This window comes from Mycolicibacter sp. MU0083 (assembly GCF_963378075.1).
GTDB classification, from domain to species: domain Bacteria; phylum Actinomycetota; class Actinomycetes; order Mycobacteriales; family Mycobacteriaceae; genus Mycobacterium; species Mycobacterium kokjensenii.
The window spans coordinates 2,415,062-2,440,452 of record NZ_OY726394.1 but is presented as its reverse complement, the minus strand read 5'-3'; the positions used below and the strand labels follow the sequence as shown (position 1 = coordinate 2,440,452).

The 25,391-nt window shown below is 69.5% G+C and carries 29 protein-coding genes; 23 read left to right on the top strand and 6 right to left on the bottom strand.

Annotation, left to right across the window (positions count from 1 at the left end):
- Complete coding sequence (locus RCP38_RS11245) at positions 1-621, bottom strand: hypothetical protein (RefSeq protein WP_308473052.1); 621 nt, start codon at positions 619-621, stop codon at positions 1-3.
- A gap of 96 nt (positions 622-717) precedes the next feature.
- Positions 718-1,368 (bottom strand): DedA family protein, encoded by a 651-nt coding sequence (locus RCP38_RS11240; protein ID WP_308473051.1) that lies wholly within the window; start codon positions 1,366-1,368, stop codon positions 718-720.
- A 124-nt stretch (positions 1,369-1,492) separates the two neighbouring features.
- Here RCP38_RS11240 and RCP38_RS11235 point away from each other — a divergent pair, with 124 nt between their 5' ends.
- Positions 1,493-3,157 carry an acyl-CoA synthetase gene (locus tag RCP38_RS11235; RefSeq protein ID WP_308473050.1) on the top strand — a complete coding sequence of 555 codons (1,665 nt, stop codon included), beginning with the start codon at positions 1,493-1,495 and terminating at the stop codon, positions 3,155-3,157.
- A 14-nt stretch (positions 3,158-3,171) separates the two neighbouring features.
- Here RCP38_RS11235 and RCP38_RS11230 read toward each other — a convergent pair whose 3' ends face one another.
- Positions 3,172-3,969 (bottom strand): enoyl-CoA hydratase/isomerase family protein, encoded by a 798-nt coding sequence (locus RCP38_RS11230; protein WP_308473049.1) that lies wholly within the window; start codon positions 3,967-3,969, stop codon positions 3,172-3,174.
- 219 nt (positions 3,970-4,188) lie between these two features.
- Here RCP38_RS11230 and fdxA point away from each other — a divergent pair, with 219 nt between their 5' ends.
- The 5 genes from fdxA to RCP38_RS11205 all read left to right on the top strand — a co-directional run bounded on the left by fdxA (position 4,189) and on the right by RCP38_RS11205 (position 7,028).
- Entirely contained in the window at positions 4,189-4,533 is a 345-nt protein-coding gene (fdxA, locus tag RCP38_RS11225) for a ferredoxin (RefSeq protein WP_308473048.1), read from the top strand.
- Positions 4,530-5,261 (top strand): helix-turn-helix transcriptional regulator, encoded by a 732-nt coding sequence (locus tag RCP38_RS11220; protein WP_308473047.1) that lies wholly within the window; start codon positions 4,530-4,532, stop codon positions 5,259-5,261. Before fdxA ends, RCP38_RS11220 begins: the two co-directional genes overlap by 4 nt.
- Complete coding sequence (locus RCP38_RS11215; protein WP_308473046.1) at positions 5,258-5,683, top strand: hypothetical protein; 426 nt, start codon at positions 5,258-5,260, stop codon at positions 5,681-5,683. Before RCP38_RS11220 ends, RCP38_RS11215 begins: the two co-directional genes overlap by 4 nt.
- 41 nt (positions 5,684-5,724) lie before the next feature.
- Positions 5,725-6,063: a cupin domain-containing protein gene (locus RCP38_RS11210; protein WP_308473045.1), complete on the top strand. Its 339-nt coding sequence runs from the start codon at positions 5,725-5,727 to the stop codon at positions 6,061-6,063.
- 74 nt (positions 6,064-6,137) lie between these two features.
- On the top strand, positions 6,138-7,028 hold the full coding sequence (locus RCP38_RS11205) for an NAD(P)H-dependent flavin oxidoreductase (protein ID WP_308477215.1): 891 nt from the start codon (positions 6,138-6,140) through the stop codon (positions 7,026-7,028).
- Here RCP38_RS11205 and RCP38_RS11200 read toward each other — a convergent pair.
- Positions 7,025-7,735, bottom strand: coding sequence for a helix-turn-helix transcriptional regulator (locus RCP38_RS11200; protein WP_308473044.1), 711 nt, complete (start codon positions 7,733-7,735; stop codon positions 7,025-7,027). The genes RCP38_RS11205 and RCP38_RS11200 overlap by 4 nt on opposite strands.
- Before the next feature lie 92 nt (positions 7,736-7,827).
- On the opposite strand from RCP38_RS11200, the gene RCP38_RS11195 reads away from it, so the two are divergent.
- The 17 genes from RCP38_RS11195 (at position 7,828) to ruvB (ending at position 23,609) form a co-directional block, all read left to right on the top strand.
- Entirely contained in the window at positions 7,828-8,283 is a 456-nt protein-coding gene (locus RCP38_RS11195; RefSeq protein WP_308473043.1) for a DoxX family membrane protein, read from the top strand.
- 113 nt (positions 8,284-8,396) lie between these two features.
- Complete coding sequence (locus RCP38_RS11190; protein ID WP_308473042.1) at positions 8,397-9,011, top strand: PaaI family thioesterase; 615 nt, start codon at positions 8,397-8,399, stop codon at positions 9,009-9,011.
- Positions 9,012-9,100: 89 nt separating this feature from the next.
- The gene (gene thrS / locus RCP38_RS11185; protein WP_308473041.1) at positions 9,101-11,158 is read left to right on the top strand and encodes a threonine--tRNA ligase; all 2,058 of its coding nucleotides are present in this window, start codon (positions 9,101-9,103) and stop codon (positions 11,156-11,158) included.
- The gene (locus tag RCP38_RS11180) at positions 11,155-11,727 is read left to right on the top strand and encodes an ATP adenylyltransferase (protein WP_308473040.1); all 573 of its coding nucleotides are present in this window, start codon (positions 11,155-11,157) and stop codon (positions 11,725-11,727) included. Before thrS ends, RCP38_RS11180 begins: the two co-directional genes overlap by 4 nt.
- Positions 11,724-12,389 carry a phosphatidylinositol phosphate synthase gene (gene pgsA / locus RCP38_RS11175; RefSeq protein WP_308473039.1) on the top strand — a complete coding sequence of 222 codons (666 nt, stop codon included), beginning with the start codon at positions 11,724-11,726 and terminating at the stop codon, positions 12,387-12,389. The genes RCP38_RS11180 and pgsA overlap by 4 nt, the downstream gene beginning before the upstream one ends.
- On the top strand, positions 12,386-13,330 hold the full coding sequence (locus RCP38_RS11170; protein WP_308473038.1) for a phosphatidylinositol mannoside acyltransferase: 945 nt from the start codon (positions 12,386-12,388) through the stop codon (positions 13,328-13,330). Before pgsA ends, RCP38_RS11170 begins: the two co-directional genes overlap by 4 nt.
- Positions 13,330-14,454: a glycosyltransferase family 4 protein gene (locus RCP38_RS11165; RefSeq protein WP_308473037.1), complete on the top strand. Its 1,125-nt coding sequence runs from the start codon at positions 13,330-13,332 to the stop codon at positions 14,452-14,454. The genes RCP38_RS11170 and RCP38_RS11165 overlap by 1 nt, the downstream gene beginning before the upstream one ends.
- Positions 14,454-15,497, top strand: coding sequence for an NUDIX hydrolase (locus tag RCP38_RS11160; RefSeq protein WP_308473036.1), 1,044 nt, complete (start codon positions 14,454-14,456; stop codon positions 15,495-15,497). The genes RCP38_RS11165 and RCP38_RS11160 overlap by 1 nt, the downstream gene beginning before the upstream one ends.
- A gap of 148 nt (positions 15,498-15,645) precedes the next feature.
- Positions 15,646-16,659 carry an alcohol dehydrogenase catalytic domain-containing protein gene (locus tag RCP38_RS11155; RefSeq protein ID WP_308473035.1) on the top strand — a complete coding sequence of 338 codons (1,014 nt, stop codon included), beginning with the start codon at positions 15,646-15,648 and terminating at the stop codon, positions 16,657-16,659.
- A 97-nt stretch (positions 16,660-16,756) separates the two neighbouring features.
- Positions 16,757-17,674, top strand: a complete 918-nt coding sequence (gene pdxS, locus RCP38_RS11150) for a pyridoxal 5'-phosphate synthase lyase subunit PdxS (RefSeq protein WP_308473034.1) — start codon at positions 16,757-16,759, stop codon at positions 17,672-17,674.
- Between the two features lie 7 nt (positions 17,675-17,681).
- Complete coding sequence (gene tesB / locus RCP38_RS11145; RefSeq protein WP_308473033.1) at positions 17,682-18,527, top strand: acyl-CoA thioesterase II; 846 nt, start codon at positions 17,682-17,684, stop codon at positions 18,525-18,527.
- Positions 18,524-19,120, top strand: a complete 597-nt coding sequence (gene pdxT / locus RCP38_RS11140; protein WP_308473032.1) for a pyridoxal 5'-phosphate synthase glutaminase subunit PdxT — start codon at positions 18,524-18,526, stop codon at positions 19,118-19,120. Before tesB ends, pdxT begins: the two co-directional genes overlap by 4 nt.
- Before the next feature lie 27 nt (positions 19,121-19,147).
- Positions 19,148-20,503, top strand: a complete 1,356-nt coding sequence (locus tag RCP38_RS11135) for an ABC1 kinase family protein (protein ID WP_308473031.1) — start codon at positions 19,148-19,150, stop codon at positions 20,501-20,503.
- 59 nt (positions 20,504-20,562) lie between these two features.
- Complete coding sequence (locus RCP38_RS11130) at positions 20,563-21,318, top strand: YebC/PmpR family DNA-binding transcriptional regulator (RefSeq protein ID WP_308473030.1); 756 nt, start codon at positions 20,563-20,565, stop codon at positions 21,316-21,318.
- 106 nt (positions 21,319-21,424) lie between these two features.
- Positions 21,425-21,982, top strand: a complete 558-nt coding sequence (gene ruvC / locus RCP38_RS11125) for a crossover junction endodeoxyribonuclease RuvC (protein ID WP_308473029.1) — start codon at positions 21,425-21,427, stop codon at positions 21,980-21,982.
- Positions 21,979-22,569 (top strand): Holliday junction branch migration protein RuvA, encoded by a 591-nt coding sequence (ruvA, locus tag RCP38_RS11120; protein WP_308473028.1) that lies wholly within the window; start codon positions 21,979-21,981, stop codon positions 22,567-22,569. Before ruvC ends, ruvA begins: the two co-directional genes overlap by 4 nt.
- On the top strand, positions 22,566-23,609 hold the full coding sequence (ruvB, locus tag RCP38_RS11115; protein ID WP_308473027.1) for a Holliday junction branch migration DNA helicase RuvB: 1,044 nt from the start codon (positions 22,566-22,568) through the stop codon (positions 23,607-23,609). Before ruvA ends, ruvB begins: the two co-directional genes overlap by 4 nt.
- A 32-nt stretch (positions 23,610-23,641) precedes the next feature.
- Here ruvB and gabT read toward each other — a convergent pair whose 3' ends face one another.
- Both gabT and RCP38_RS11105 read right to left on the bottom strand, forming a co-directional pair.
- Positions 23,642-24,997, bottom strand: a complete 1,356-nt coding sequence (gene gabT / locus RCP38_RS11110; RefSeq protein ID WP_308473026.1) for a 4-aminobutyrate--2-oxoglutarate transaminase — start codon at positions 24,995-24,997, stop codon at positions 23,642-23,644.
- A gap of 33 nt (positions 24,998-25,030) precedes the next feature.
- Complete coding sequence (locus RCP38_RS11105) at positions 25,031-25,351, bottom strand: hypothetical protein (RefSeq protein WP_308473025.1); 321 nt, start codon at positions 25,349-25,351, stop codon at positions 25,031-25,033.
- Between the last annotated feature and the right edge of the window lie 40 nt (positions 25,352-25,391).

The window sequence follows — 25,391 nt, the reverse complement described above, 5'->3', positions numbered from 1 at the left end:
CTACGCCATCTCGGGGGCATTCAGGTTCGCGATCACCAGGTCGAACTCGGCGACCTCCAGGATCTCGGCGCCGGCCTCGTTGACCGCCCGGGCCCAGATGGCCTGGTCGGCGCCGCGGCCGGCCACCAAGGCCGCCCGGTCGTCGAAACTGATCGAGGACACCGCGCGACCCGAATGCCGATCGGCCAACAGGGTGCTGCTGCAGAAGCCGCCCAGGTCTTCCAATTCGGGCATCAGGGCGAGTTTGTAGGTGTCGATCAGCCGTTCCAGTCCGTCCGGACGAGTGCGTAACCAGGTGACGCGTACGCCGGCGTGCCGCCTGGAGCGGTGATCGCGATGCACCGCGGCGATCTCCCAGCGGGTGATCTCGGTGGTGGCATGGAAGATCTCGGCCACGCGGTCACACATCCGCTGCGCCTCGGTCTCGCTGGCCCGCAGGGTGTCCTCGTCGAGCCACGACGACGTGACGATGCACCGACCGGCATCGCGGTCGACGAGCATGGACATTCCCGCGCAGCCGTCCTGCTCGGCCAACGTCGGCATCACCCGGTCGCGGACGTGGACGATGCCCACATCGAGGAAAGAGGGATGGGCATGAATGGTGGTTGCGCGCGCGAACATGCGAGCCTCCGAGAGATCGGGGCGACGCCCCGGCAGCGCCGCCGGTCCCTCCACCATCCTCCGGTGCGGGAGCGGGGACAACCCCCAATCGCGGTGCTATTCGACCGGGTCGGGCTCCTGATACCGCGCGTTCATCTCGGCGATCTGCGCCCCGATCCGGCCCCGCAGCGCGATGGTGGCGACCAACCCGCCCAACACCGCGATCAGCATCGCCACCCAGGAGAATCGGGACAGCCAGTGTTCGGCGGCGACCCCGGCGTAGTACACCAGGGCGGTGGTGCCGCCGGCCCAGCAGATGGCACCGAGCACGTTGGCGGCCAGGAAATGCCGGTAGGGCATCTTCAACGCACCCGCCAGCGGGCCGGCCAGGATGCGCAGCAGGGCGATAAACCGACCGAAGAACACCGCGCTGGTTCCCCAGCGGCCGAAGGACCGTTCGGCGAACGCGATGTGGCCGGGCCCGAAGTGGTTGGGGAATCGGCGACCGAGACGGTCGAACAGCGGCATACCGAAGCGCCGACCGATCGAGTAGCCGATCGAGTCACCGATGATCGCTCCGATGATCGCCGCCAGCGCGACTCCGGCGGGGTCGACCGCCAACTCGTGCCGCGACGACAGCAATGCGGCACCGACCAACATGAGCTCGCCGGGCAAAGGGATGCCGAGGCTCTCCAAGCCGATCACCCCACCGACGAGTAGGTACACCAAAACGGGCGGGATCGAGTGCAGCAGGACATCCACCGACATGGGCCAAGCATGCCTGACGCGCAGCGGAAAAGCCCGTTGAGACCGCCGGCGTCGCAATAAGCGTCACCTAGTAGCGTTACCCGGATGCATGCCCGGTGCCAGTGAGCGAAGACCAGGAGCGACAGTGGAATTCAACCTCGCCCGAGTGTTCTCGGCAGTCGCGGAGGCCGTCCCGGACCGGGATTGCATCGTCTTCGGTGACCGACGTCTCAGTTTCGGCCAGGTGCAGGGTCGGTCACAGCGGCTGGCGCGGGCCCTGCACGAGCACGGTCTGGGTGTCCGGCGAGAACGCGGCGAGCTGGCTCCCGACGAATCCGGGCAAAGTCATCTGGCGCTGTACCTGGCAAACGGCAACGAATACCTCGAGGGCATGCTCGGCGCCTACAACGCCCGGGTCGCCCCGTTCAACGTCAACTACCGCTACGTCGCCGACGAACTGGTCTACCTGCTGACCAACGCCGCCGCCGAAGCGATCATGTACCACGCCCGGTATGCCCCCACCCTGGCCGAGGCGCTGCAGCAGGCCGGCGACCGGTTAGCCGAGCCGATGCTGATCCACGTCGACGACGACTCCGGGCATCCGCCGCTGCCCGGTGCGGTGCGCTACGAGGAACTGCTGGCCACCACCTCCGCCGAGCCGCTGGATCTGGCGCTGTCCCCGGATGACCTGTATCTGCTCTACACCGGCGGCACCACCGGCATGCCCAAGGGCGTGATGTGGCGCCAGCACGACATCTATATCAACGCGATGGGCGGTCGGGCGTTCGGTACCGGCGCGGTACCCACCGACATGGCCGAGATCGTCGACCGGGCGCGCGCGGGAGGCGCCGGTTCGATGACGGTGGCACCGCTGATGCACGGCGCCGCCCAATGGGCCGCGTTCATCACGCTGCTCGGCGGCCGACCGTTCGTCATGTCGACGGCCACCGACCGATTCGATCCGGTGGCGACCTGGGAGTTGGCCGCAAAAGAGCGGGTCATCTCGTTGTCGATCGTCGGCGACGCCTTCGCCCGGCCGTTGGCCGACGCCCTGGAGGCCGGTGGCCCCGAGCTGGCTGAAGACCTGTCGGGCCTGTTCGTCCTGGCCAGTGGCGGTGCCGCGCTGACCGTGCCCGTCAAACAGCGGATCTTGGACCTGCTGCCGCAGCTGTCGATCCTCGACGCCGGCGGGTCCTCGGAGACCGGCGCGCAGATGGGGCAGACCACCAGCAAAGACCAGCCCTCCACCGGTCGGTTCACACCGAACCCCGGCGCGGTGGTGGTCAGCGAGGACATGTCGCGCATCCTCACCCCCGGCGACGACGAGATCGGCTGGCTGGCGCAGCAGGGCTACGTCCCGCTGGGTTATCTCGGGGATCCGGAGAAGTCGGCTCGCACGTTCCCGGTCATCGAGGGCGTCCGGCATTCGGTCCCGGGGGATCGGGCCCGCTGGGACGCCGACGGCGGCATCGAGCTGCTCGGTCGCGACTCGGTGACGATCAACTCCGGCGGTGAGAAGATCTTCGCCGAGGAGGTCGAGGCCGCGATCGCCCAGCACCCCGCCGTCTACGACGTGGTGGTGGTGGGCCGGCCCAGCGAGCGGTGGGGCAACGAGGTCGTCGCGGTCGTGCAGCTCGCCGAGGGCGCGCAGGCGGACTCCGCCGACATCGTCGCCGAAGCGGCGCATCACATCGCGCGTTACAAGTTGCCCAAAGACGTGGTGTTCTGCCCGCAGGTACAGCGCTCGCCGTCGGGCAAGGCCGACTATCGGTGGGCCAAGGCGCAGGCGGTCGCCGCCCAACAGGCCTAGCGGGACCGGCCGGCTCAGCCGAAGCGCGGCGTGCGCTTCTCCTTGATGGCGGCCAGTCCCTCGGTCACGTCCGGGCCGGAGAAGCCCAGGAATTCCAGGCCCAACGAGGTCTCGAACGCCGGCGCGAACTGCCGATACCAGTGGTTGAGGCTGTGCTTGGTGAAGCGGATCGCATCCTGGGCCCCGTGCGCCAGATTCTCGGCGATTTCGGTGGCGGTGGCCAGCACCTGGTCGTCGTCGACGCACTTGGACACCAAACCGATGCGTTCGGCCTCCTCGCCGTCCAGCGTTTCGCAGGTCAGCAGGTAGTACTTGGCCTTGGCCATGCCGACCAGCAGCGGCCAGCAGATCGCCGCGTGATCACCGGCGGCGACCCCGAGCTTGGTGTGGCCGTCGATCAGCCGGGCGGTGCGCCCGGCCACCGAGATGTCGGACAGCAGGGCCACCACCAGGCCCGCGCCCACCGCGGGTCCACTGATCGCCGAGATCACCGGTTTGGAGAAGTTGATCAGGTTCAGCACCAGGTCACGGGCCTCGCGCAGCACCTGCATGCGTCCGGCGTGGTCGCCGACGATCTTCTCGATCAGCTCGAAGCTGCCGCCCGCCGAGAACGCCCTGCCCTCGCCGCGCACCACCACCGCGCGGACCGAGTCGTCGCGGTCGATCACCGGCCACACGTCGGCGAGGTCGCGGTGCATCTGCGGCCCCACCGAATTGAGTCCGGGAGCGTCGAGTATCAGGGTCAGCACCCCGTCGCCGGCGGCCTCGAGGCGCAGGGATGGAAAATCGCGGTAGCGGGAGTTGTCGGGCATCATTCGTTTCTACTCGGCCGCCCCGTAGCGCGGCAGCGGGTCGGCGACATCCGGCACCCGGGCAGGCCGAATTCCCCCGGTCATGGATGTGCTGAATCATCAAGGGCGGCAGGTAAATCAATCGATCGAGCCGCGACCGGATCGGGGTCCGGCGGGACGTCCGAAATTTGGGTCCGCCCTTCTAGTTTCTACAAAATTCCTTGTGTAAACTCTGTGCCCATGGCATATGTGATCGGGAAGCCGTGCGTCGACGTGATGGACCGGGCTTGCGTGGAAGAGTGTCCGGTTGACTGCATCTACGAAGGCGGTCGAGCCCTCTACATCCACCCGGATGAATGTGTGGACTGCGGAGCCTGCGAGCCGGTGTGCCCGGTCGAGGCCATCTACTACGAAGATGACCTCCCGGACGAGCTGCAACTCCACCAGGCCGACAACGCGGCGTTCTTCGCCGAGGCCCTGCCGGGGCGCGACGAGGCGCTCGGTTCGCCCGGCGGCGCCGCCAAGATCGGCCCGCTCGGAATCGACACTCCGCTGGTTGCCGGTTATCCGCCCCAGGGGGAGTGACCGACATCGCCAAGCCGTCTGGGCCAACCGGAGGACGTCGCCTCGACGTGCTTCGGCTGGTGCAGGCGTCGGATGAACCGCTGAGCATCGCGCAGATCGCCGACGAACTGCGGGTGCATCCCAACACGGTGCGTTTCCACCTCGACACTCTGGTCGAAGACGGCCGGGTGGAGCAGACCGAACCCGACCACAAGGGGCGCGGACGTCCGGCGCTGATGTTTCGGGCGATTCGGCAGATGGACCGCGGTGGTCCGCGTCGATTCCGGCTGCTCGCCGAGATCCTGACCATCGGGTTGGCCTCCGACACCGATCCCAGCGGCAAGGCGCTGGCCGCCGGCCGGGCGTGGGGCCGGAGATTGCGGCCGTTGCACGAGCCCACCGAACCCGGTGACGTCGAGGAATCGACCGAACACCTCGTCGAGATGCTCGACGAGCTGGGGTTCGACCCCGAGTACCTGCAACCCGATGCCACCGGAGAGCAGCAGCTCGGTCTGCGGCACTGCCCCTTCCTGGAACTCGCGGAGACCTCGGTCGAAGTGACCTGCCCGATTCACCTGGGTCTGATGCAGGGCGCGCTGGAAGCCTGGGAGGCTCCGGTGACCGTCGATCGCCTCGACCCGTTCGCCCAACCCGACCTGTGCGTGGCGCACCTGAAGTCGCTGACCCGCAACGGAACGCGGGTCGACCCGCCACCGAACACCAGGCAGCTGGAAGGCCCGGCCGAGTGAGCGCCGGCGCCGCGGTCGCGATCGCCGCCACCTTCCTGTGGTTGGGAATGGTGACCGCGATCTCCTTCATGGAGGCGCCCCTGAAGTTCCGTGCGCCCAACGCCACCATCCCGATCTGTCTGGGCATCGGCCGGTTGGTGTTCCGGGCCCTCAACACCGCCGAATTCGTGTTGGCGGTCGTCATCGCGGTGACATTCGTGACGGATCGGCCGACGGCCGGCATCGTGGCGGCCTACGCGGTCGCCGCGACCATGCTGGCGGCGCAGGTCATCGCGGTACGCCCCGCGCTGGGCCGTCGCGCCGACCAGGTGCTCTCCGGCCTGGAGGCACCCCGGTCCCGGGCCCACTACGCCTACGTGGCCCTGGAGATCGTCAAGGTCGCCGCGCTGCTGCCGCTGGGCATCCTGCTGCTGTCCCGCTGAGTCGTTCGTTCTGCACCGCAACCACCGCGAAGGGATCACCGATGGAATCGACCTCTTTGACCACATTGGCCGACGAGATGCTCGCCGAGGCCAAGCAACACCACAGTGGGCGGGCGGCCCATACCGTCTACGGCGGTTCGGTGCATCACCTGCGGCAGACCCTGGTCGCGCTGCAGGCCGGCCAGGCGCTGGCCGAACACGACAGCCCGGGGGAGTCGACCCTGCAGGTGCTGCGCGGCCGGGTACGGCTGACCGCCGGTGAGGACAGTTGGGAGGGCGCGGCCGGGGAACTCGCCACCCTGCCGCGCAGTCGCCACGCGCTGGAGTCGCTGGAGGACTCGGTGGTGCTGTTGACCGTGGCCAAGAGCGCCTCGCACTGAGCGTGGCGCGCGGCCCGCTGAGCACGCCGTGGTCGCGGCGGGCCGGTCTGAGGTTGCCCGTCCTCAACGCGCCGATGGGCGGGGTCGCCGGGGGACGGCTGGCGGCCGCGGTCAGTGCGGCCGGTGGTCTGGGCATGGTCGGGATGGGCAGCACCGCCACCGCGACGGCCCTGCGCACCGAACTGGCCGCGCTCGCCGATACGTCGCGTTTCGGAATCGGCTTGGTGGACTGGGTGATCCGTGCCCAGCCTGACCTGTTCGATGCCGCCTTGGCGGCCCGCCCGACGCTGCTGTCGGTCAGTTTCGGGGCCGACCTGTCGTGGGTCGAGCGGGCCCGCGCGGCCGGAATCCGCACCGTCACCCAGGTCTACGACGCCGACGACGCCCGCCGCGCCGCGGCTGCCGGGGTGGACCTGCTGGTGGCCCGGGGCGCCGAGGGCGGCGGTCACGGTGACGTCCGGCTGGCCACCCTGCCGCTGCTGGACGCGGTGCTGGACGCCGTCACGGTGCCGGTGCTGGCCGCGGGCGGGATCGCCTCGCCGCGCAGTCTGGCCGCGGTGCTGGCCGCCGGGGCCTCCGGCGCCTGGCTGGGGACCTGCCTGTCGGCGTGTGCCGAGGCGTCGACCGGCGACGCCGCCCGCCGGGCGCTGATCGCCGCCGCCGGCACCGACACCGTCACCACCCGGGCCTTCGACGTCGGGCAACGGCTGGACTGGCCGGAGCGGTTCCCCTCCCGGGTGCTGCGCAACACGTTCACCGACCGTTGGACCGGACGCGAGGACGTACTGGCCGGTGATCGCGACGCCGAAGCCGAGTTGGCGGCCGGGATCGCCGCCGCGGATCAGCGGGTCGCCCCGGTCGATGCCGGCCAGGGCGTCGGACTGCTCACCGGCAGCCGCCCGGTGGCGGCGGTGCTCGACGAACTGTGCACCGGGGCACTGAACCTGTTGGGGGGCTGGGTCTAAGGCGGCGGTGACGCGGTACCGGGTGCCAAGACCACGCAGCAGCGCGACGGATCGGGATCCAGCCGGGTCTGCGGGCAGTGCGGGGTGAGGGCGTCGGCGACACCGCCGATCAGGGCGAGGTTCATCGAGCAGGCCAACTGCGTCTGGGACTGGGCCAGGGCGTGGAACGGGCAGTTGGCCAACCGCACCTCGCCGTCTCCGCGATACGGCTCGTAGCCGTGTTCGCCGAGCACCGCGGTGGCCGACTCGAGTGCCGCGGCCGCATCGGTCGGGGGCCCGCTACGGCATGCCGCGGTGCCGAGTTCGCGGCCGTGTTCGCGGGCCAGTCTGTCGAGGACGCCGAGCACCGGTGCGCCGGTTTGAGCCGCCTCGGCGATCGCGTCGGCCATCAGTCGCCCGGCCAGCTCGTACTCGCGGGGTGGCAGCGACACCGCGATCTCGCAACGGGACCGCCGATAACGCTTCGACGGGCGTCCGGCGCCGGGGCCGGAGCGGCCGGCCGCCCGCGCATAGTCACTCTCCAGCAGGCCGTCGGCCTCCAGCCGGTCGAGGTGGAACTTGGCCTGGTGCCGGGCCAGTCCGGTCGCGGCCGCAGCCTCGTCGCGGCTGACCGGGCCGGCCTGGGAGACGACGAATCGGTACAGCTCACGTCGCACCGGATCGGCGAGCGCGCCGATTCCGGTCAGGTCGCGGTCGGAGTTGGACATGTCAGCAACCCTCTATCGAATAAAAACCTTGACGATAGATTCCGTTCGTTCTAACGTTCAAAATATCATTAGTTAGAAACGAGGAGGCTGCCATGACCGCCATCGACGACCGAAACACCGGTGCCCTGTCCGAGCGGTTGAAGGACCCGTTGTTCGAAGCGTTCTTCGTGTTGCGCACCGTGTTCACCGTGGCCCCGATCCTGTTCGGGCTGGACAAATTCTTCAATCTCCTGACGCGCGTTCCCGGCGGGGCGGGATCCGATCACTGGGACAAATACCTCGCCGGCTGGATCAACGACATCCTGCCAGGAAACGGCGACCAGGCGATGTATCTGATCGGCGTCGTGGAGGTGGCCGCCGGAGTGCTGGTCGCGGTCGCGCCGCGGATCGGCGCCTGGGTGGTGGCGCTCTGGCTGGGCGGCATCATCGTCGACCTGCTCACCCTGCCCGGCTACTACGACATAGCGCTGCGCGACTTCGGCCTGCTGGCGGCCGCCGTCGTACTGGCGCGACTGGCGCAGGCGGTGCACGTCCGACGGCTCGCCTGACGGCGTCCCACACCTCGACGCGACAGGGGGCGCGTCGAGGTGTGGCGACCGCCGGTCGCGGCGATCGTGGGTGTGCCGCCGGTGCCGCGACGCCCGGAACGTTAAATAGGGGAGTGAGTGCCCCACATGCCGGCGGCGGATTCAACCCGCCCGAACCGACCGAGAAGGGCGGACCGGACTACGGCCGGTTCCTCGACGCCATCCGCACCCTCGAGGACTATGCGCGCATCGCCGACGCCCCGGCCGAGGTGATCACCCGGGCCGCGGACGTGCTGCAGGGGGTCTGCGCGACGCTGGCGCCGTTCGAGACCGACGAATGGACGTCGCCGTCGGGTCGCCGACTGGACCTGCCGATGCGCGGCAACCTGTTGTCGGTGCCGATGAAGCTCAAAAAGGACTCCGACGGACGGCTTCGCGGCTGGGCCCGATTCCGCCAGTTCCACCTGGGCCGCAACGGGGCGGCACACGGCGGCGCCATCGGGCTGCTGTTCGACTCGGTGCTGGGGACCGCGTCGTGGATGCTGACCGGTGGCCCCTACCAGCGCACCGCATTCCTGCACATCAACTACCGCCAGATCGTCCCGCTCGACAAGGAGTTGCAGGTCGAGGCCTGGGTCAGCCGGACCGAGGGCCGCAAGATCTTCGTCGAGACCAGGCTCTGCGACGGTGACACCGTACTCAGCGACGGCGAGGCGTTGTTCGTGGTCCTCAAACCCGGCCAGCCCTGACGGCCTACTCCCGCACGATTCGCCGGCACAGCACCGATAGCATGGTCGCGGACGTTTCGACCCCCTAGCACCCCTTTGGAGACCACCGCATGAGCGCGCCCGCCCAGCCCGATTCGATCCGGGTTCCCGCCGGGACCACCGCGGCCTCCGCGGTGCGCGCGGCGGGCCTGCCCGACCGGGGAGCCCCGGACGCCATCGTGGTGGTGCGTGACGCCGACGGAAAGCTGCGCGACCTGAGCTGGATTCCCGACGCCGAGGTCGAGGTCACCCCGGTAGCGGCCGACACCGACGACGGGCGCAGCGTCATCCGGCACTCGTGCGCGCACGTGCTGGCCCAGGCCGTCCAAGACCTGTTCCCGGCGGCCAAACTCGGTATCGGCCCGCCCATCACCGACGGCTTCTACTACGACTTCGACGTCCCGGAGGCGTTCACCCCCGACGACCTGACCAAGCTCGAAAAGCGGATGCGCGCCATCATCAAGGACGGTCAGCTGTTCTCCCGGCGGGTGTACGAGTCCAAGGACGCCGCCCGTGCCGAGTTGGCCGCCGAGCCCTACAAGCTGGAACTGGTGGACGACAAGTCCGGCGACAGCGACATCATGGAAGTCGGTGGCGACGAGCTCACCGCCTACGACAACCTCAACCCGCGCACCCGGGAACGGGTCTGGGGCGACCTGTGCCGTGGTCCGCACATTCCGACCACCCGGTTCATCCCGGCGTTCAAACTGACCCGATCCTCGGCGGCCTACTGGCGCGGCGATCAGAAGAACGCCAGCCTCCAGCGGGTCTACGGCACCGCGTGGGAGTCGCAGGAAGCCCTCGACCGGCACCTGGAACTGATCGAAGAGGCGCTGCGGCGTGACCACCGCAAGCTCGGGGTCGAGCTCGATCTGTTCAGCTTCCCCGACGAGATTGGTTCCGGCCTACCGGTTTTCCACCCCAAGGGCGGCATCATCCGTCGGGAGCTGGAAGAGTACTCGCGGCGCAAGCACATCGAGGCCGGCTACCAGTTCGTCAACACCCCGCACATCACCAAATCGGAGTTGTACGAGACCTCGGGCCACCTGGAGTGGTACCGCGAGGGCATGTACCCGGCGATGCACATCGACGCCGAGTTCGCCGAGGACGGCACCCTGCGCAAACCCGGCCAGGACTACTACCTCAAGCCGATGAACTGCCCCATGCACCACCTGATCTACCGGTCGCGGGGACGGTCCTATCGCGAACTGCCGTTGCGGCTGTTCGAGTTCGGCAGTGTGTACCGCTACGAGCGTTCCGGCGTGGTACACGGTCTGACCCGGGTGCGCGGGATGACCCAGGACGACGCGCACATCTACTGCACCCGGGAGAGCATGCGCGACGAGCTCGCCTCGTTGCTGCGATTCGTGCTCGACCTGCTCGCCGACTACGGTCTCGACGACTACTTCCTGGAACTGTCCACCAAGGACCCGGAGAAGTACGTCGGCTCCGACGAGGTCTGGGAAGAGGCCACCGAGACGTTGCGCGAGGTCGCCGAGGAATCCGGCCTGACCCTGGTACCCGACCCGGGCGGCGCGGCGTTCTACGGCCCGAAGATCTCGGTGCAGGTCAAGGACGCCCTCGGTCGCAGCTGGCAGATGTCGACCATCCAACTCGACTTCAACATGCCCGACCGGTTCGAACTGGAATACACCGCCAACGACGGAACCCGGCAACGTCCGGTGCTGATCCACCGGGCGCTTTTCGGCTCCATCGAGCGCTTCTTCGGAGTGCTCACCGAGCACTATGCGGGCGCGTTCCCGGCCTGGCTGGCACCGATCCAGGTGGTGGGCATCCCGGTGGCCGACGCCCACGTCGACTACCTCGACGACCTGGCCGCCGAACTGCGCCGCAACGGGGTGCGGGTCGAGGTGGACGCCAGCGACGACCGGATGCCCAAGAAGATCGTCAACCACACCAACCAGAAGATTCCGTTCATGCTGCTGGCCGGTGACCGCGACGTCGAGGCGGGCGCGGTCAGCTTCCGGTTCGCCGACCGCAGCCAGATCAACGGGGTTCCGCGGGCCGAGGCGGTCGCGGCCATCGCCGGCTGGATCGCGGCCCGCGACAACACGGTGCCGACCGCCGATACCGTCCGGGCGGCCCTCGAACCGGGTGCGGCCCAGTGACCGGCGGCCGGGCGGGCGAGGACGGGATCGTCGACACCGGTGCCGGTGAACCCGACCGGCTGGAACGGCTGTGGACGCCCTATCGGATGACCTACCTGGCCGAGGCGCCGCTGAACCGCGCCGACTCCGGATCGGCGCGGTCGAAGAGGCCGTTCACCGACATCCCCATGCTGTCCGACGAAGACGGCCTGGTGGTGGCCCGCGGTGAGTACGTCTACGCGGTGCTCAACCTCTACCCGTACAACCCCGGGCACCTGATGGTGGTGCCCTACCGGCGGTTCTCGGAGTTCGAAGACCTCACCGACGACGAGGGCACCGAACTGATGGCGTTCATCCAGAAGGCGATCCGCGTCATCAAGTCCGTGTCGCACCCGCACGGCTTCAACGTCGGCATGAATCTTGGTGAGTCGGCAGGCGGATCGCTGGCCGAGCACCTGCACGTCCACGTGGTGCCGCGCTGGGGCGGCGACGCGAACTTCATCACGGTCGTCGGCGGTTCCAAGGTGATCCCGCAGTTGCTGCGCGACACTCGCCGGCTGCTCGCCGACGAGTGGGCCGGGCAGCAATGAGCCGACTGCCCTTCCTGTCGCGGGCCACGTTCGCCGGGATCACCACGCCGGTGGCCCGAGTCCTGCTGCGGGCCGGGCTCACCGCCGATATCGTCACCATCATCGGTACCGCCGGCGCGGTGCTGGCCGCACTGACGCTGTTCCCGACGGGTCACCTGTTCGCGGGCACCCTGATCGTCTGGTTCTTCGTGCACTTCGACATGGTCGACGGGGCGATGGCCCGCCAAAGCGGCGGCGGCAGCGCGTTCGGCGCCGTGCTGGACGCCACCTGCGACCGGATCAGCGACGGCGCGGTGTTCTGCGGGCTGGCCTGGTGGGCGGCGTTCGGGCTCGAAGACCCCCCGCTGGTGGTCGCGACGCTGATCTGCCTGGTCACCTCGCAGGTGATCTCCTACATCAAGGCCCGCGCCGAAGCCAGCGGCCTGCGCGGCGACGGCGGCTACATCGAACGTCCCGAACGATTGATCATCGTGCTGGTGGGTGCCGGATTGTCCGGGCTGCCGATGGTCCCGGTGCCGTGGGCGCTGCATGTGGCGATGTGGCTGCTGGCGGTCGCCAGCCTGATCACCTGCGCGCAGCGGCTGCACACCGTGCGGACCTCGCCGGGTGCGGTGGAGCCGTTGAAGAGCGCATCCGACGGTGAGGAGACCGGCGGATCGTGACCCTCATCCCGCGCGGCCTACGGCTCCCCGGACTCGGCCGACTCGAGGACTGGGCCACCGACACCGGATACGCGGCCGGCTGGATGCTGGTGCGCGCCATGCCGGAGTTGGTCGCCCGCAACACCTTCGACGCCGGTGCCCTGGTCGCGGCCCGCGGCGGCGGCCCCGACCAACTGCGCCGCAACCTGGCCCGGGTGATTGGGTCCGCACCCGAGGATGTCCCCGCCGAACTGATGCGGGCGTCGCTGGCCTCCTACGCGCGGTATTGGCGGGAAGCGTTCCGGCTGCCGTCGATGGACCTGGCGGCACTGGCCGGGCAGCTGCACGATTCGATACACGGTCGCGAGCACATCGATGCCGCGCTGGTGGCCGGTCGCGGCGCGGTGATGGCGCTGCCGCACAGCGGCAACTGGGACATGGCCGGGGTGTGGCTGGCCCAGACCCACGGCAGGTTCACCACGGTGGCCGAACGCCTCAAACCCGAGTCGTTGTACCGGCGCTTCCTGGCGTTCCGGGAGAGCTTGGGCTTCGAGGTGCTGCCGCTGTCCGGTGGCCCCCGCCCGCCGTTCGAGATTCTCGCCGAACGCCTCACCGGCAACGGACTGGTCTGTCTGCTGGCCGACCGCGACCTGACCCGCAACGGCGTGCCGGTCGACTTCTTCGGCGAGGCCACCCGCATGCCGGCGGGCTCGGCGAAACTCGCCGTCGAAACCGGCGCCGCCCTGTTGCCGGCACACTGCCGGTTCGACGGCGCGGGCTGGCGCGTCGACATCGGCGCCCCCCTGGACTGCAGCAGCGGTGACATCGGCGTGATCACCCAGGTGCTGGCCGACAGGTTCGCCGAGGGCATCGCGGCCTACCCGCAGGATTGGCACATGCTGCAGCCGCAGTGGATTGCCGACCTGCCCGAATCGCGACGGGCGCAGCTGGGGGAACGCTGATGCGGATCGGCATGGTCTGTCCCTATTCGTTCGACGTACCCGGCGGGGTGCAGGCCCACGTGCTGCAACTGGCGGAGGTCTTCCGTGCCCGCGGGCACCACGTCAGCGTGTTGGCACCGGCATCACCGGAGGTCTCGCTGCCGGATTACGTGGTGTCGGCGGGCAAAGCCATCGCCATCCCGTACAACGGATCGGTGGCGCGACTGCAGTTCAGCCCGGCCGCACACCGCAGGGTCAAGAAGTGGCTGACCAGCGGTGATTTCGACGTGCTGCACCTGCATGAGCCGAACGCGCCCAGCCTGTCGATGCTGGCGTTGAACATGGCCGAAGGGCCGATCGTGGCGACCTTTCACACCTCGACGACCAAGTCGCTGACGCTGAGCGTGGTGCAGGGCCTGCTGCGGCCGATGCACGAGAAGATCATCGGCCGGATCGCGGTCTCGGACCTGGCCCGGCGCTGGCAGATGGAAGCCCTGGGCTCGGACGCCGTGGAGATTCCCAACGGGGTGGATGTGGCGGCGTTCGCCACCGCGACGCCGCTGGAGGGTTACCCGCGGGCCGGGCGAACCGTGTTGTTCCTGGGACGCTACGACGAACCCCGCAAGGGCATGTCGGTACTGCTGGGTGCCCTGCCGGCGGTGGCCGAGAAGTTCGCCGACGTCCAGGTTCTGATCGTGGGCCGCGGTGACGAGGATGAATTGCGCCGCAGCGCAGGAAAATTCGCACATCATCTGCGCTTCCTCGGGCAGGTGGACGACGCCGAGAAGGCCGCTGCGCTGCGCAGTGCCGACGTCTACTGTGCGCCCAACACCGGCGGCGAGAGCTTCGGCATCGTGCTGGCCGAGGCCATGGCCGCCGGCGCCGCGGTGGTCGCCAGCGACCTGGACGCCTTCCGTCGGGTGCTCAGCGACGGTGCAGCCGGCCGGCTGGTGCCGGTGGGGGACTCCGCCGCGCTGGCCGCCGCGCTGATCGACCTGCTCGCCGACGACGCGCTGCGGGCCTCCTATGCCGCCGCCGGCGCCGAGGCGGTGCGCCGTTTCGACTGGCCGGTGGTGGCCGATCAGATCCTGCGGGTCTACGAGACGGTCGCCGGGGTCGGCAGCAAGATCACGGTGGGTGACTGATGGGGCCGACCTGGGTGACCGCCGTGCTGGTGCTGATCGGCGTGGCGGTGACGGCCGTCGCCGCGGCCTGGGCGTATCAGACCGCCAACCGGCTCGACCGGCTGCACGTTCGCTGCGACCTGTCCTGGCAGGCGCTGGATGCGGCGTTGGCCCGCCGTGCCGTGGTGGCCCGTGCGGTGGCGATCGAGGCCTACGGCGAGCAGGTTGCGGGCCGCCGGCTGGCGGCGTCGGCCGCCGCCGCCGAACGGGCGCCGCGCGACGATCGCGAGACCGCCGAGAACGCGCTCTCCGCCGAATTGGCGATGGTCGACATCGGCGTACTGCCGGCTCCGATGGTCGCCGAGTTGGCCGACGCCGAGGCCCGGGTGCTGCTGGCCCGCCGCTTCCACAACGACGCGGTCCGCGACACCGTCGCGCTGCGCGAGCGGCCCCTGGTCCGGGCTCTGCATCTGGGCGGAACAGCCCCGATGCCAACATATTTCGAAATCGTCGAGCGGGCGGCGGCGATCACCCACGGCAATCGCGGCGTGCCGGGCCCGCGGGTGTCGGCGCGCGTGGTGCTGCTCGACGAGAACGGATCTGTGCTGCTGCTGCGCGGTCACGACCCGGCGCTGCCGGACGACGGCCCGGCCGGCCCGGCACCGCGCTGGTGGTTCACCGTGGGCGGGCAGGTGCTGCCCGACGAGCCGCTGGCCGAAGCGGCCGCCCGCGAGTTGGCCGAGGAGACCGGTCTGCAGGTCGCGCCCGGTGCCCTGGTCGGGCCGATCTGGCGTCGGGACGCGGTGTTCGAGTTCAACGGCGAGCGACTCGACAGCCAGGAATACTTCTTCGCCCACCGCACCGCGAGATTCGAGCCGTCGACCGCGGGCCACACCGGGCTCGAGCAGCGGTACCTCAACGGCCACCGCTGGTGCGACGCCGCGGAGATGACGGCGTTGACCGCCGGCGGGGAGACCGTCTACCCGAGGCAACTGGCGGAGCGGATCGCCGAGGCCGCCGCGGCGGCCGACGGTGCGCCCGGGGGCCTGCGCCGGATCTCCTGACCCCCGCGTCCGCACCCCCGCGTCCGCACCCCCGCGTCCGCACCCCCGCGAGCGGGCGTGTCTGTCCGGCGACACGCCGCGTGCAGCCGTACAACTGCGCACCGTCGAAACACCGGATGAGCAGGGCTATCGCGCCTACCATGTGGTGATGGCTACCCACCGCGCTGTCCAGGTCGCCGCCCCCGGCGCGCCGCTGACCTTCGCCGATGCCGAGACCTCGCCGCCGGGGCCCGGCCGGGTCCGCATCGCCGTCGCCGCCTGCGGTATCTGCGGCACCGACCACGTCTTCGTCAACGGCGGCTTTCCGGGAATGTCGTGGCCGGTCACGTTGGGCCACGAGATCGCCGGAACCATCGCCGAACTGGGGTCCGGCGTCACCGGCTGGCAGGTCGGAGACCGGGTCGCCGTCGGCTGGTTCGGCGGGCACTGCGGGCACTGCCGGCTTTGTCGCCGAGGCGATTTCATCCACTGCACCAACGGTCAGGTCCCCAGCTGGCACTACCCGGGCGGTTACGCCGAATCGGTGACGGTGCCGGCCAATGCGCTGGCGCGGATCCCCGACGAACTGTCCTTCGCCGAAGCCGCACCGATGGGCTGCGCCGGGGTGACCACCTACGGCGGGTTGCGATCCACCAAGGCACGATCCGGCGACCGGGTGGCGGTCCTCGGCATCGGCGGGCTGGGGCATCTGGGTGTGCAGTTCAGCCGGGCGATGGGCTTCGAGACCATCGCGATCGCCCGGGGAGCCGCGAAGGCCGCCGACGCCCGGGCGCTCGGCGCCCACCATTACATCGACTCGACCGCCGGGGACGTCGGCGCGGCACTGCGGGCCCTCGGCGGTGTCTCGGTGGTGCTGGCCACCGCCGCCAACTCGCAGGCGATGGCCGACACCATCGGCGGACTGGATCCGCGCGGGGAACTGGTGGTGATCGGAGTCACCGCCGATCCACTGCCCATCGCACCGGCCGATCTGATCGGACCCGGGATCACCGTGTTCGGCCATCCGTCGGGCAGTGCCCGCGACGTCGAGGAGACGATGCGTTTCGCGGTGCTCTCGGGCGTTCGTGCCCGGACCGAAGAACAACCGCTGTCCGAGGCGGCCGCGGCCTATGCCGCCATGGCGGAGGGCCGCGCGCGCTACCGGATGGTTTTGACCATGTGAGTACCTCCGGATGGGCCCCGGGGACGAGGTGGGAAATCCGCCGACGTCGGCGCACTACACTGGGCGGGTACTACAGGCCAGCAAGGAGAAGCATTCAGTGGACAGCGCGGCGCAGAACGGTTCGGCACCCGGCGGACAGACGGGTACCGCCCGGGTAAAGCGCGGCATGGCCGAGATGCTCAAGGGCGGCGTCATCATGGACGTCGTCACCCCTGATCAGGCGCGTATCGCCGAGGCCGCCGGGGCCGTCGCGGTGATGGCACTGGAGCGGGTGCCGGCCGACATCCGGGCCCAGGGCGGGGTTTCGCGGATGAGCGACCCGGACATGATCGAGGGCATCATCGAAGCCGTCACCATTCCGGTGATGGCCAAGGTCCGCATCGGCCACTTCGTCGAAGCGCAGATCCTGCAGAGCCTCGGGGTGGACTACATCGACGAGTCCGAGGTGCTCACCCCCGCCGACTACACCCACCACATCGACAAATGGGCCTACACCGTGCCGTTCGTGTGCGGGGCCACCAACCTGGGTGAGGCGCTGCGGCGGATCACCGAGGGCGCGGCCATGATTCGCTCCAAGGGCGAGGCCGGGACCGGCGATGTGTCCAACGCCACCACCCACATGCGCTCCATCGGCGGCGAGATCCGCCGTCTGACGTCACTGTCGGAAGACGAACTGTTCGTCGCGGCAAAGGAATTGCAGGCACCCTACGAGTTGGTCGCCGAGGTGGCCAAGGCCGGCAAGCTGCCGGTGACGCTGTTCACCGCCGGAGGCATCGCCACCCCGGCAGACGCGGCGATGATGATGCAGCTCGGCGCCGAAGGCGTTTTCGTGGGTTCGGGGATCTTCAAATCCGGTGACCCGGCGGCACGTGCGGCCGCCATCGTGAAGGCCACCACCTTCTACGACGACCCCGACGTGCTGGCCCGGGTCTCCCGCGGTCTCGGTGAGGCCATGGTCGGTATCAACGTCGAGGACATCGCGCAGCCCCATCGGCTGGCCGAGCGCGGCTGGTAACAGCCCGGTGGCGATCGAAGAGATCCTCGATCTCGAGCAACTCGAGGTCAACATCTACCGGGGCAGTGTGTTCAGCCCCAATTCCGATGACACCCAGCGCACTTTCGGCGGGCACGTGGCCGGCCAGGCACTGGTGTCGGCGGTGCGGACCGTGGACCCGCGGTTCGGGGTCCACTCGCTGCACGGATACTTCCTGCGTCCCGGAGATGCCAAGGCCCCCACGGTGTTCACCGTCGAACGGGTACGCGACGGCGGCTCGTTCTGCACCAGGCGGGTCAACGCCATCCAGCACGGCGAGACCATCTTCAACATGTCGGCGTCGTTCCAGACCGCACAACAAGGCATCGAGCACCAGGACGTGATGCCCGATGCGCCGGACCCGGTCGACCTACCCGACATCGGCGCGATGAAGGCCTTCGACGACGAAGGATTCAAGGCGTTCGCCGAGTGGGACCTGCGCAAGGTGCCGCGCGCCCAGCTGCCGCATATCCCGGGCAAGGTCGCCGAGCAGCAGGTTTGGTTCCGCCACCGCGACCCGCTGCCGGACGACCCGGTGCTGCACATCTGCGCGCTGGCCTACATGAGCGACCTGACGCTGCTGGGCGCCTCGTGGTCGATCCACCCGAAGGTCCGCGACCACCTGCAGGTGGCGTCGCTGGATCATGCGATGTGGTTCATGCGGCCGTTCCGCGCCGACGAATGGCTGCTCTACGACCAGTCGTCGCCGTCGGCGGGTGCCGGGCGATCGCTGACCCAGGGCAAGATCTACAACCGGTCCGGGGGCCTGGTGGCGGCCGTCATGCAGGAGGGCCTGACCCGCTTCCCGTCCGGTTACCGACCGTCTGAATCGTGAGCGGCCCGCGCATCGGCGTACTCGCACTGCAAGGCGATGTTCGCGAACACCTCGCCGCGCTGAACGAGGCGGGCGCCGAACCGGTTTCGGTGCGCCGCCGCGAAGAATTGGATGCCGTGGAGGCCCTGCTGATTCCCGGCGGGGAGTCGACCGCGATCAGTCACCTGCTTCGCGAGCTGGAACTCGCCGATCCGCTGCGGGCCCGGTTGGCCGACGGAATGCCGGCCTACGGGTCGTGCGCGGGCATGATCCTGCTGGCCAGTGACATCATCGATGCCGGAGTGCAGGGGCGGGCCGCGATTCCGCTGTCTGGAATCGATATGACGGTGCGGCGCAACGCTTTCGGACGCCAAGTCAACTCCTTCGAGGGTGCCGTGGACTTCGACGGCCTCGACGAGCCGGTGCATGCGGTGTTCATCCGGGCACCGTGGGTGGAACGGATCGGGCCCGGAGTGCGGGTGCTGGCCGAGGCCGCCGGACATCCGGTCGCAGTACGCCAGGGCAGGGTGCTGGCTACCTCGTTCCATCCGGAGGTGACCGGTGACCGCCGGATCCACCGATTGTTCGTCGACATCGTGCGGGATTGCGCCTGATCGTCGCGGCTGCGTCATGATGTACCCATGGCAGATATCGCGAGGGGCGGATTGCGCCGCGCCGTGAAGCTGGCGAGCCTCCCGGCCGGGGTCGCGGGCCGTGCGGCGTTGGGCGTCGGCAAGCGGATGACCGGCAAGTCCAAGGACGAGGTCAGCGCCGAACTCCTCGACAAGGCCGCCGAGGAGATGTTCAAGGTGCTCGGCGAGCTCAAGGGCGGCGCGATGAAGGTCGGTCAGGCCCTGTCGGTGATGGAGGCCGCGATTCCTCCGCAGTACGCCGAACCGTTCCGGGCCGCGCTGGTCAAACTGCAGAGCGAGGCCCCGCCGCTGCCGGCGGCCAAGGTGCACCGCGTGCTAGACGCCCAGCTGGGCACCAGATGGCGGGAACGCTTCACCTCGTTCGACGACACCCCGGCCGCCTCGGCGAGCATCGGGCAGGTGCACCGGGCGGTCTGGAAGGACGGCCGCGACGTCGCGGTCAAGATCCAGTATCCCGGCGCCGACGAGGCGCTGCGTGCCGACCTCAAACTGATCCAGCGGTTCAACTGGGTCGCCAAGCAGGTGGTGCCCGGCGCCGACGTGGACCGGCTGGTCTCGGAGATCAACGACACCCTGGAAGCCGAACTGGAGTACCGCCAGGAAGCCGACAACCAGCGAGCCTTCGCCAAGGCCTACGCCGATGACCCGAAGTTCATGGTGCCCGCGGTGATCGCCAGCGCGCCGAAGGTGATCGTCTCGGAGTGGATGGAAGGTCGGCGGTTGTCGGCGATCATCAGCGGCGGCACCCGGGAGGAACGCGACTCGGCGTGCGCCCTGCTGCTGGAGTTCACCCTGAGTTCGCCGGCCCGCGTCGGCCTGGTCCACGCCGACCCGCACCCCGGCAACTTCATGCTGCTTCCCGACGGCCGACTGGGCGTCATCGACTTCGGTGCGGTGGCCGAACATCCCGGCGGCATCCCCGCGGAGTTCGCCGAACTGCTGTGCTGGGCGCGGGACGAACAGTGGGACCAGGTGATCCGGCTGCTCAAGCAGCTGGGGTTCATGCCCGCCGACTACGATCTCAGCCCCGACCAGCTGGTCGAGTACATCCAGCCGCTGTGGCCCTACATCGACCCGCTGCGCGCCGGGGAGTTCCACTTCACCCGCGCCTGGTTCCAGAAGTCGGCGCTGGTCACCACCGATCCGCTGGCGGACGGCTTCGGCGACCGCTTCAAGATGGCGCGCCGGCTGACCATCCCGGCCGGCTACGTCATGTTGTTGCGCACGCTGGGCGGATTGCTGGGGGTCGCGGTGCAACTGGATGCGCACGTGGACTATGCCGCGCTGATCGAGCGGTGGGCGCCCGGGTTCTTCCCGCCCGGGCAGCCACCGGAGCGCCGCTGAGGCCGACGCGTAGAATCGCTGCGCGAACTTTTCTCCTATAACAGTGAGGCAGGACGGCTATGAGCGGCCATTCCAAGTGGGCCACCACCAAGCACAAGAAGGCCGTCATCGACGCTCGTCGCGGCAAGAACTTCGCTCGGTTGATCAAGAACATCGAGGTCGCGGCCCGTGTCGGCGGCGGCGACCCGTCGGGGAACCCGACGCTGTACGACGCGATCCAGAAGGCCAAGAAGAACTCGGTACCCAACGACAACATCGAGCGGGCCCGCAAGCGCGGCGCCGGTGAAGAAGCCGGCGGCGCCGACTACCAGACCATCACCTACGAGGGGTACGGCCCCAACGGGGTGGCGGTGCTGATCGAGTGCCTGACCGACAACCGGAACCGGGCCGCCAGCGAAGTCCGGGTGGCCATGACGCGCAACGGCGGCACCATGGCCGACCCGGGCTCGGTGGCCTACCTGTTCAGCCGCAAGGGCACGGTGACCCTCGAGAAGAACGGGCTGACCGAGGACGACCTGCTGATGGCCGTACTGGAGGCCGGTGCCGAGGAGGTCAACGACCTGGGGGAGAGCTTCGAGGTCATCTCCGAGCCGGGTGACCTGGTGGCGGTCCGCAGCGCACTGATCGACGCCGGCATCGACTACGAGTCGGCGGAGGCCAGCTTCCAGCCGTCGGTGAGCGTGGCCGTCGACGTCGAGGGCGCGCAGAAGGTGTTCAAGCTCGTCGAGGCGCTCGAGGACAACGACGACGTGCAGAACGTGTGGACCAACGTCGACCTCTCCGACGAGGTACTCGCCGCGCTCGACGCCGAGTAACGGCGGTTCGCTCGCCCGAAACCGCACACCCGCGTGTCGCGGCGGTGAGTTGTCGCCCGCAGGCACTACTGTTCGAACAGATGTTCACAACGGTAGGGAGTGTGCGGTGCGGGTGATGGGTGTCGACCCCGGGTTGACGCGCTGCGGGTTGTCCGTGGTCGAAGGCGGCTCCGGACGTCAGGTCACCGCGCTGGACGTCGATGTGGTGCGGACCCCGGCCGACCAGTCGCTGCCGCAACGGCTGCTGACGATCAGCGACGTCGCCGAACACTGGCTCGACACCCACCGGCCGGACGTGGTCGCCGTGGAGCGGGTGTTCGCCCAGCAGAACGTGTCCACCGTGATGGGCACCGCCCAGGCCGGCGGGGTGATCGCGCTACAGGCCGCCAAACGGGGCATCGAGGTGCACTTCCACACCCCCAGTGAGGTCAAGGCCGCGGTCACCGGCAACGGTTCGGCGGATAAGGCACAGGTGACCACCATGATCACCCGCATCCTCGGTCTGCAGCAGAAGCCGACGCCCGCCGACGCCGCCGACGCACTCGCGCTGGCGATCTGCCACTGCTGGCGGGCTCCGATGATCGCCCGGATGGCTGCCGCCGAGGCGCTCGCCGCCGAACAGCAGCGCAAATACGCGGCCAGACTCAAGGCGGCCCGGGCATGATCGCGTCGGTGCGCGGTGAGGTCATCGACATCGCGCTGGATCACGCGGTGCTCGAGGCGTCCGGCGTCGGCTACAAGCTGATGGCCACCCCGTCGACCCTGTCGACGCTGCGTCGCGGCAGCGAAGCACGGCTGATCACCGCGATGATCGTGCGCGAGGACTCGATGACGCTCTACGGCTTCCCCGACGGCGACGCGCGGGACCTGTTTCTCACGCTGATCGGGGTCTCGGGGATCGGCCCGAAGATCGCCCTGGCGGCCCTGGCGGTCTACGACGCGACCGCCCTGCGCCGCGTACTGGCCGACGGCGACGTCACCGCGCTGACCCGGGTGCCCGGGATCGGGAAACGCGGTGCCGAGCGACTGGTGCTGGAACTGCGCGACAAGGTCGGCGCGGTGGCGGCCGCCGACGGCACGGTGCCCAGCGGTCATGCGGTGCGCGCGCCGGTGATCGAAGCGCTGGTCGGGTTGGGCTTCGCCGCCAAGCAGGCCGAAGAGACCACCGACAAGGTGCTGGCGGAGACACCCGAGGCGAGCACCGCCGAGGCACTGCGGACCGCGCTGAGTCGGCTGGGGAAGACCAGATGAGTGAACCCGAAGACCGCGACGTGTCCCCGGCGCTGACGGTCGGCGAAGGCGACATCGACGCGGGCCTGCGCCCCCGCAGCCTGGCCGAGTTCATCGGACAGCCGCGGGTACGCGAGCAACTGCAGTTGGTGCTCGAGGGCGCCAAGAACCGCGGCGGCACCCCCGACCATATTCTGCTGTCCGGACCACCCGGCCTGGGCAAGACATCGTTGGCGATGATCATCGCCGGGGAGCTGGGCAGTTCGCTGCGGCTGACGTCCGGGCCGGCGTTGGAGCGTGCCGGCGACCTGGCCGCGATGCTGTCGAACCTGGTCGAACACGACGTGCTGTTCATCGACGAGATCCACCGCATCGCCCGGCCCGCCGAGGAGATGCTGTACCTGGCGATGGAGGACTTCCGGGTCGACGTCGTCGTCGGCAAAGGCCCCGGCGCCACCTCGATACCACTGGAGGTCGCACCGTTCACCCTGGTCGGGGCGACTACTCGCTCGGGTGCGCTGACCGGGCCGTTGCGCGACCGATTCGGGTTCACCGCGCACATGGACTTCTACGATCCCGCCGAACTACAGCGGGTGCTGGCGCGTTCGGCGAGGATCCTCGGCATCGAGCTGGGTGCCGAGGCCGCCGCGGAGGTCGCCCGGCGCTCCCGCGGCACACCGCGGATCGCCAACCGGCTGCTGCGCCGGGTGCGCGACTACGCCGAGGTGCGCGCCGACGGGGTGATCACCCGCGATGTCGCCAAAGCCGCACTGGAGGTCTACGACGTCGACGAGTTGGGCCTGGACCGGTTGGACCGGGCCGTACTGTCGGCGCTGACCCGTGGGTTCGGCGGCGGGCCGGTGGGGGTGTCGACGCTGGCCGTGGCGGTGGGGGAGGAAGCCACCACCGTCGAGGAGGTCTGCGAGCCGTTTCTGGTGCGGGCCGGGATGGTGGCGCGCACCCCGCGGGGCCGGGTGGCGACCCCGGCGGCCTGGACACACCTGGGTATCGTGCCGCCGGCCGGAGCGGGCGGGCTGGGGCAACAGGGGCTGTTCGAGTAGCGACCCGGGGCGGGGGATTACCGAGCTGGAGGTTAGAGCTTCGCTAGTTCGCCGGCCAGCACGTCCAAGCCCTCGAGCAGCAATTCGTCACTGATCGTCAACGGCGGCAGCAGCCGCACCACATTTCCGAACGTCCCGCAGGTCAACACGATCACGCCGGCCCGATGGCAGGCCGCGGCCAGCGCCTTGGTCAGTGCCGGGTCCGGTTCGCTGGTGTCGGGCCGCACCAGTTCGACCGCGATCATGGCGCCGCGGCCGCGCACATCCCCGATGCGGCCGTCGTCGGCCTGCAACCGGCCCAGTCGTTCGAACGCCAGTCGTTCGATCTGCCGGGCCCGCCCCACCAGGTCGTCGGCCTCCACGGTGGCCAGCGCCCCCAGTGCGGCCGCACAGGCCACCGGGTTGCCGCCGAAGGTTCCGCCCAGACCGCTGACGTGCGGGGCGTCCATGATCTCGGCGCGCCCGGTGACCGCGGCCAGCGGCAGGCCGCCACCGATGCCCTTGGCCGTGCAGATCAGGTCCGGCGCCAACCCGTCGGGGCCCTCGTGTTCGCAGGCGAACATCGCCCCGGTGCGCGCGAAGCCGGTCTGCACCTCGTCGGCGACGAACACCACGTTGTTGTCGCGGCACCACGCCAGCAGCGCGGGCAGAAAGCCGGGGGCCGGAACGATGAAGCCGCCCTCGCCCTGGATCGGTTCGATGACCACCGCGGCCAGGTTGTGGGCGCCGATCTGATTCTCCAGAACGGCGATGGTGCGTTCGGCCGCCCGCACGCCGTCGCTGGCCAGTTCCTTGTCGACCAGGCCGTCCCGGTAGGGATAGGACGCGGGCGCCCGGTAGACGTCCGGCGCGAACGGCCCGAACCCGCTCTTGTACGGCATGGATTTGGCGGTCAGCGCCATCGTCAGGTTGGTGCGTCCGTGGTAGGCGTGGTCGAACGCCACCACCGCGGATTTGCGGGTGTAGGCGCGGGCGATCTTCACGGCGTTCTCCAATGCCTCCGCACCGGAGTTGAGCAGTACCGAACGCTTCTCGAACCGGCCCGGGGTGATCCGGTTGAGGGCCTCGGCGACGGCCACGTACCCCTCATACGGGGTGACCATGAAGCAGGTGTGGGTGAACTCGGCGACCTGCTGCTGCACCGCGTCCACCACGCGCGGGGCGGCATTGCCGACCGTGGTGACGGCGATACCGGAGCCCAGGTCGATCAGCCGGTTGCCGTCGACGTCCTCGACGATGCCGCCGGCTGCGCGGGACGCATAAACCGGCAGCGTGCTGCCCACTCCGCGGGCTACGGCTGCGGCACGCCGGCTCGCCAGCCGCTGCGACACGGGTCCGGGGATCTCGGTGGCCAGGTGACGGCTCTGCGCCGGCGGTGGCACGGACATCGGCGGGGCCTCCTCAGCGGTGTTGGCTGCGACTCAGATCTGGCCGAGCGGCCGGCACGCGTTGCCGAAGGGTTGCCAGTATTGGCCCGGCGGGCAGTCCAACGGCGTCGGCCCCTGGCCCAGCGGCATGCACGTGTTGGTGCTGGGTTCCCAGTACTGGCCGCCCGGGCAGCCCAGGGGCGTCGGCCCCTGGCCGAGCGGCATGCAGGTGTTGGTGCTGGGTTCCCAGTACTGGCCGCCCGGGCAGGCCAGCGGTTCGGCCCAGCCGACGGCGGGTGCGGCGATCGTGCCCATCGCCAGGGGAGCCGCAGCCAATGCAACGGCGCTCGCCAGAGCGCATGCGATGTTCTTCATCGGCCAACCTTCCTCAAGAGTTCCGGCCCCCCGTCACCGA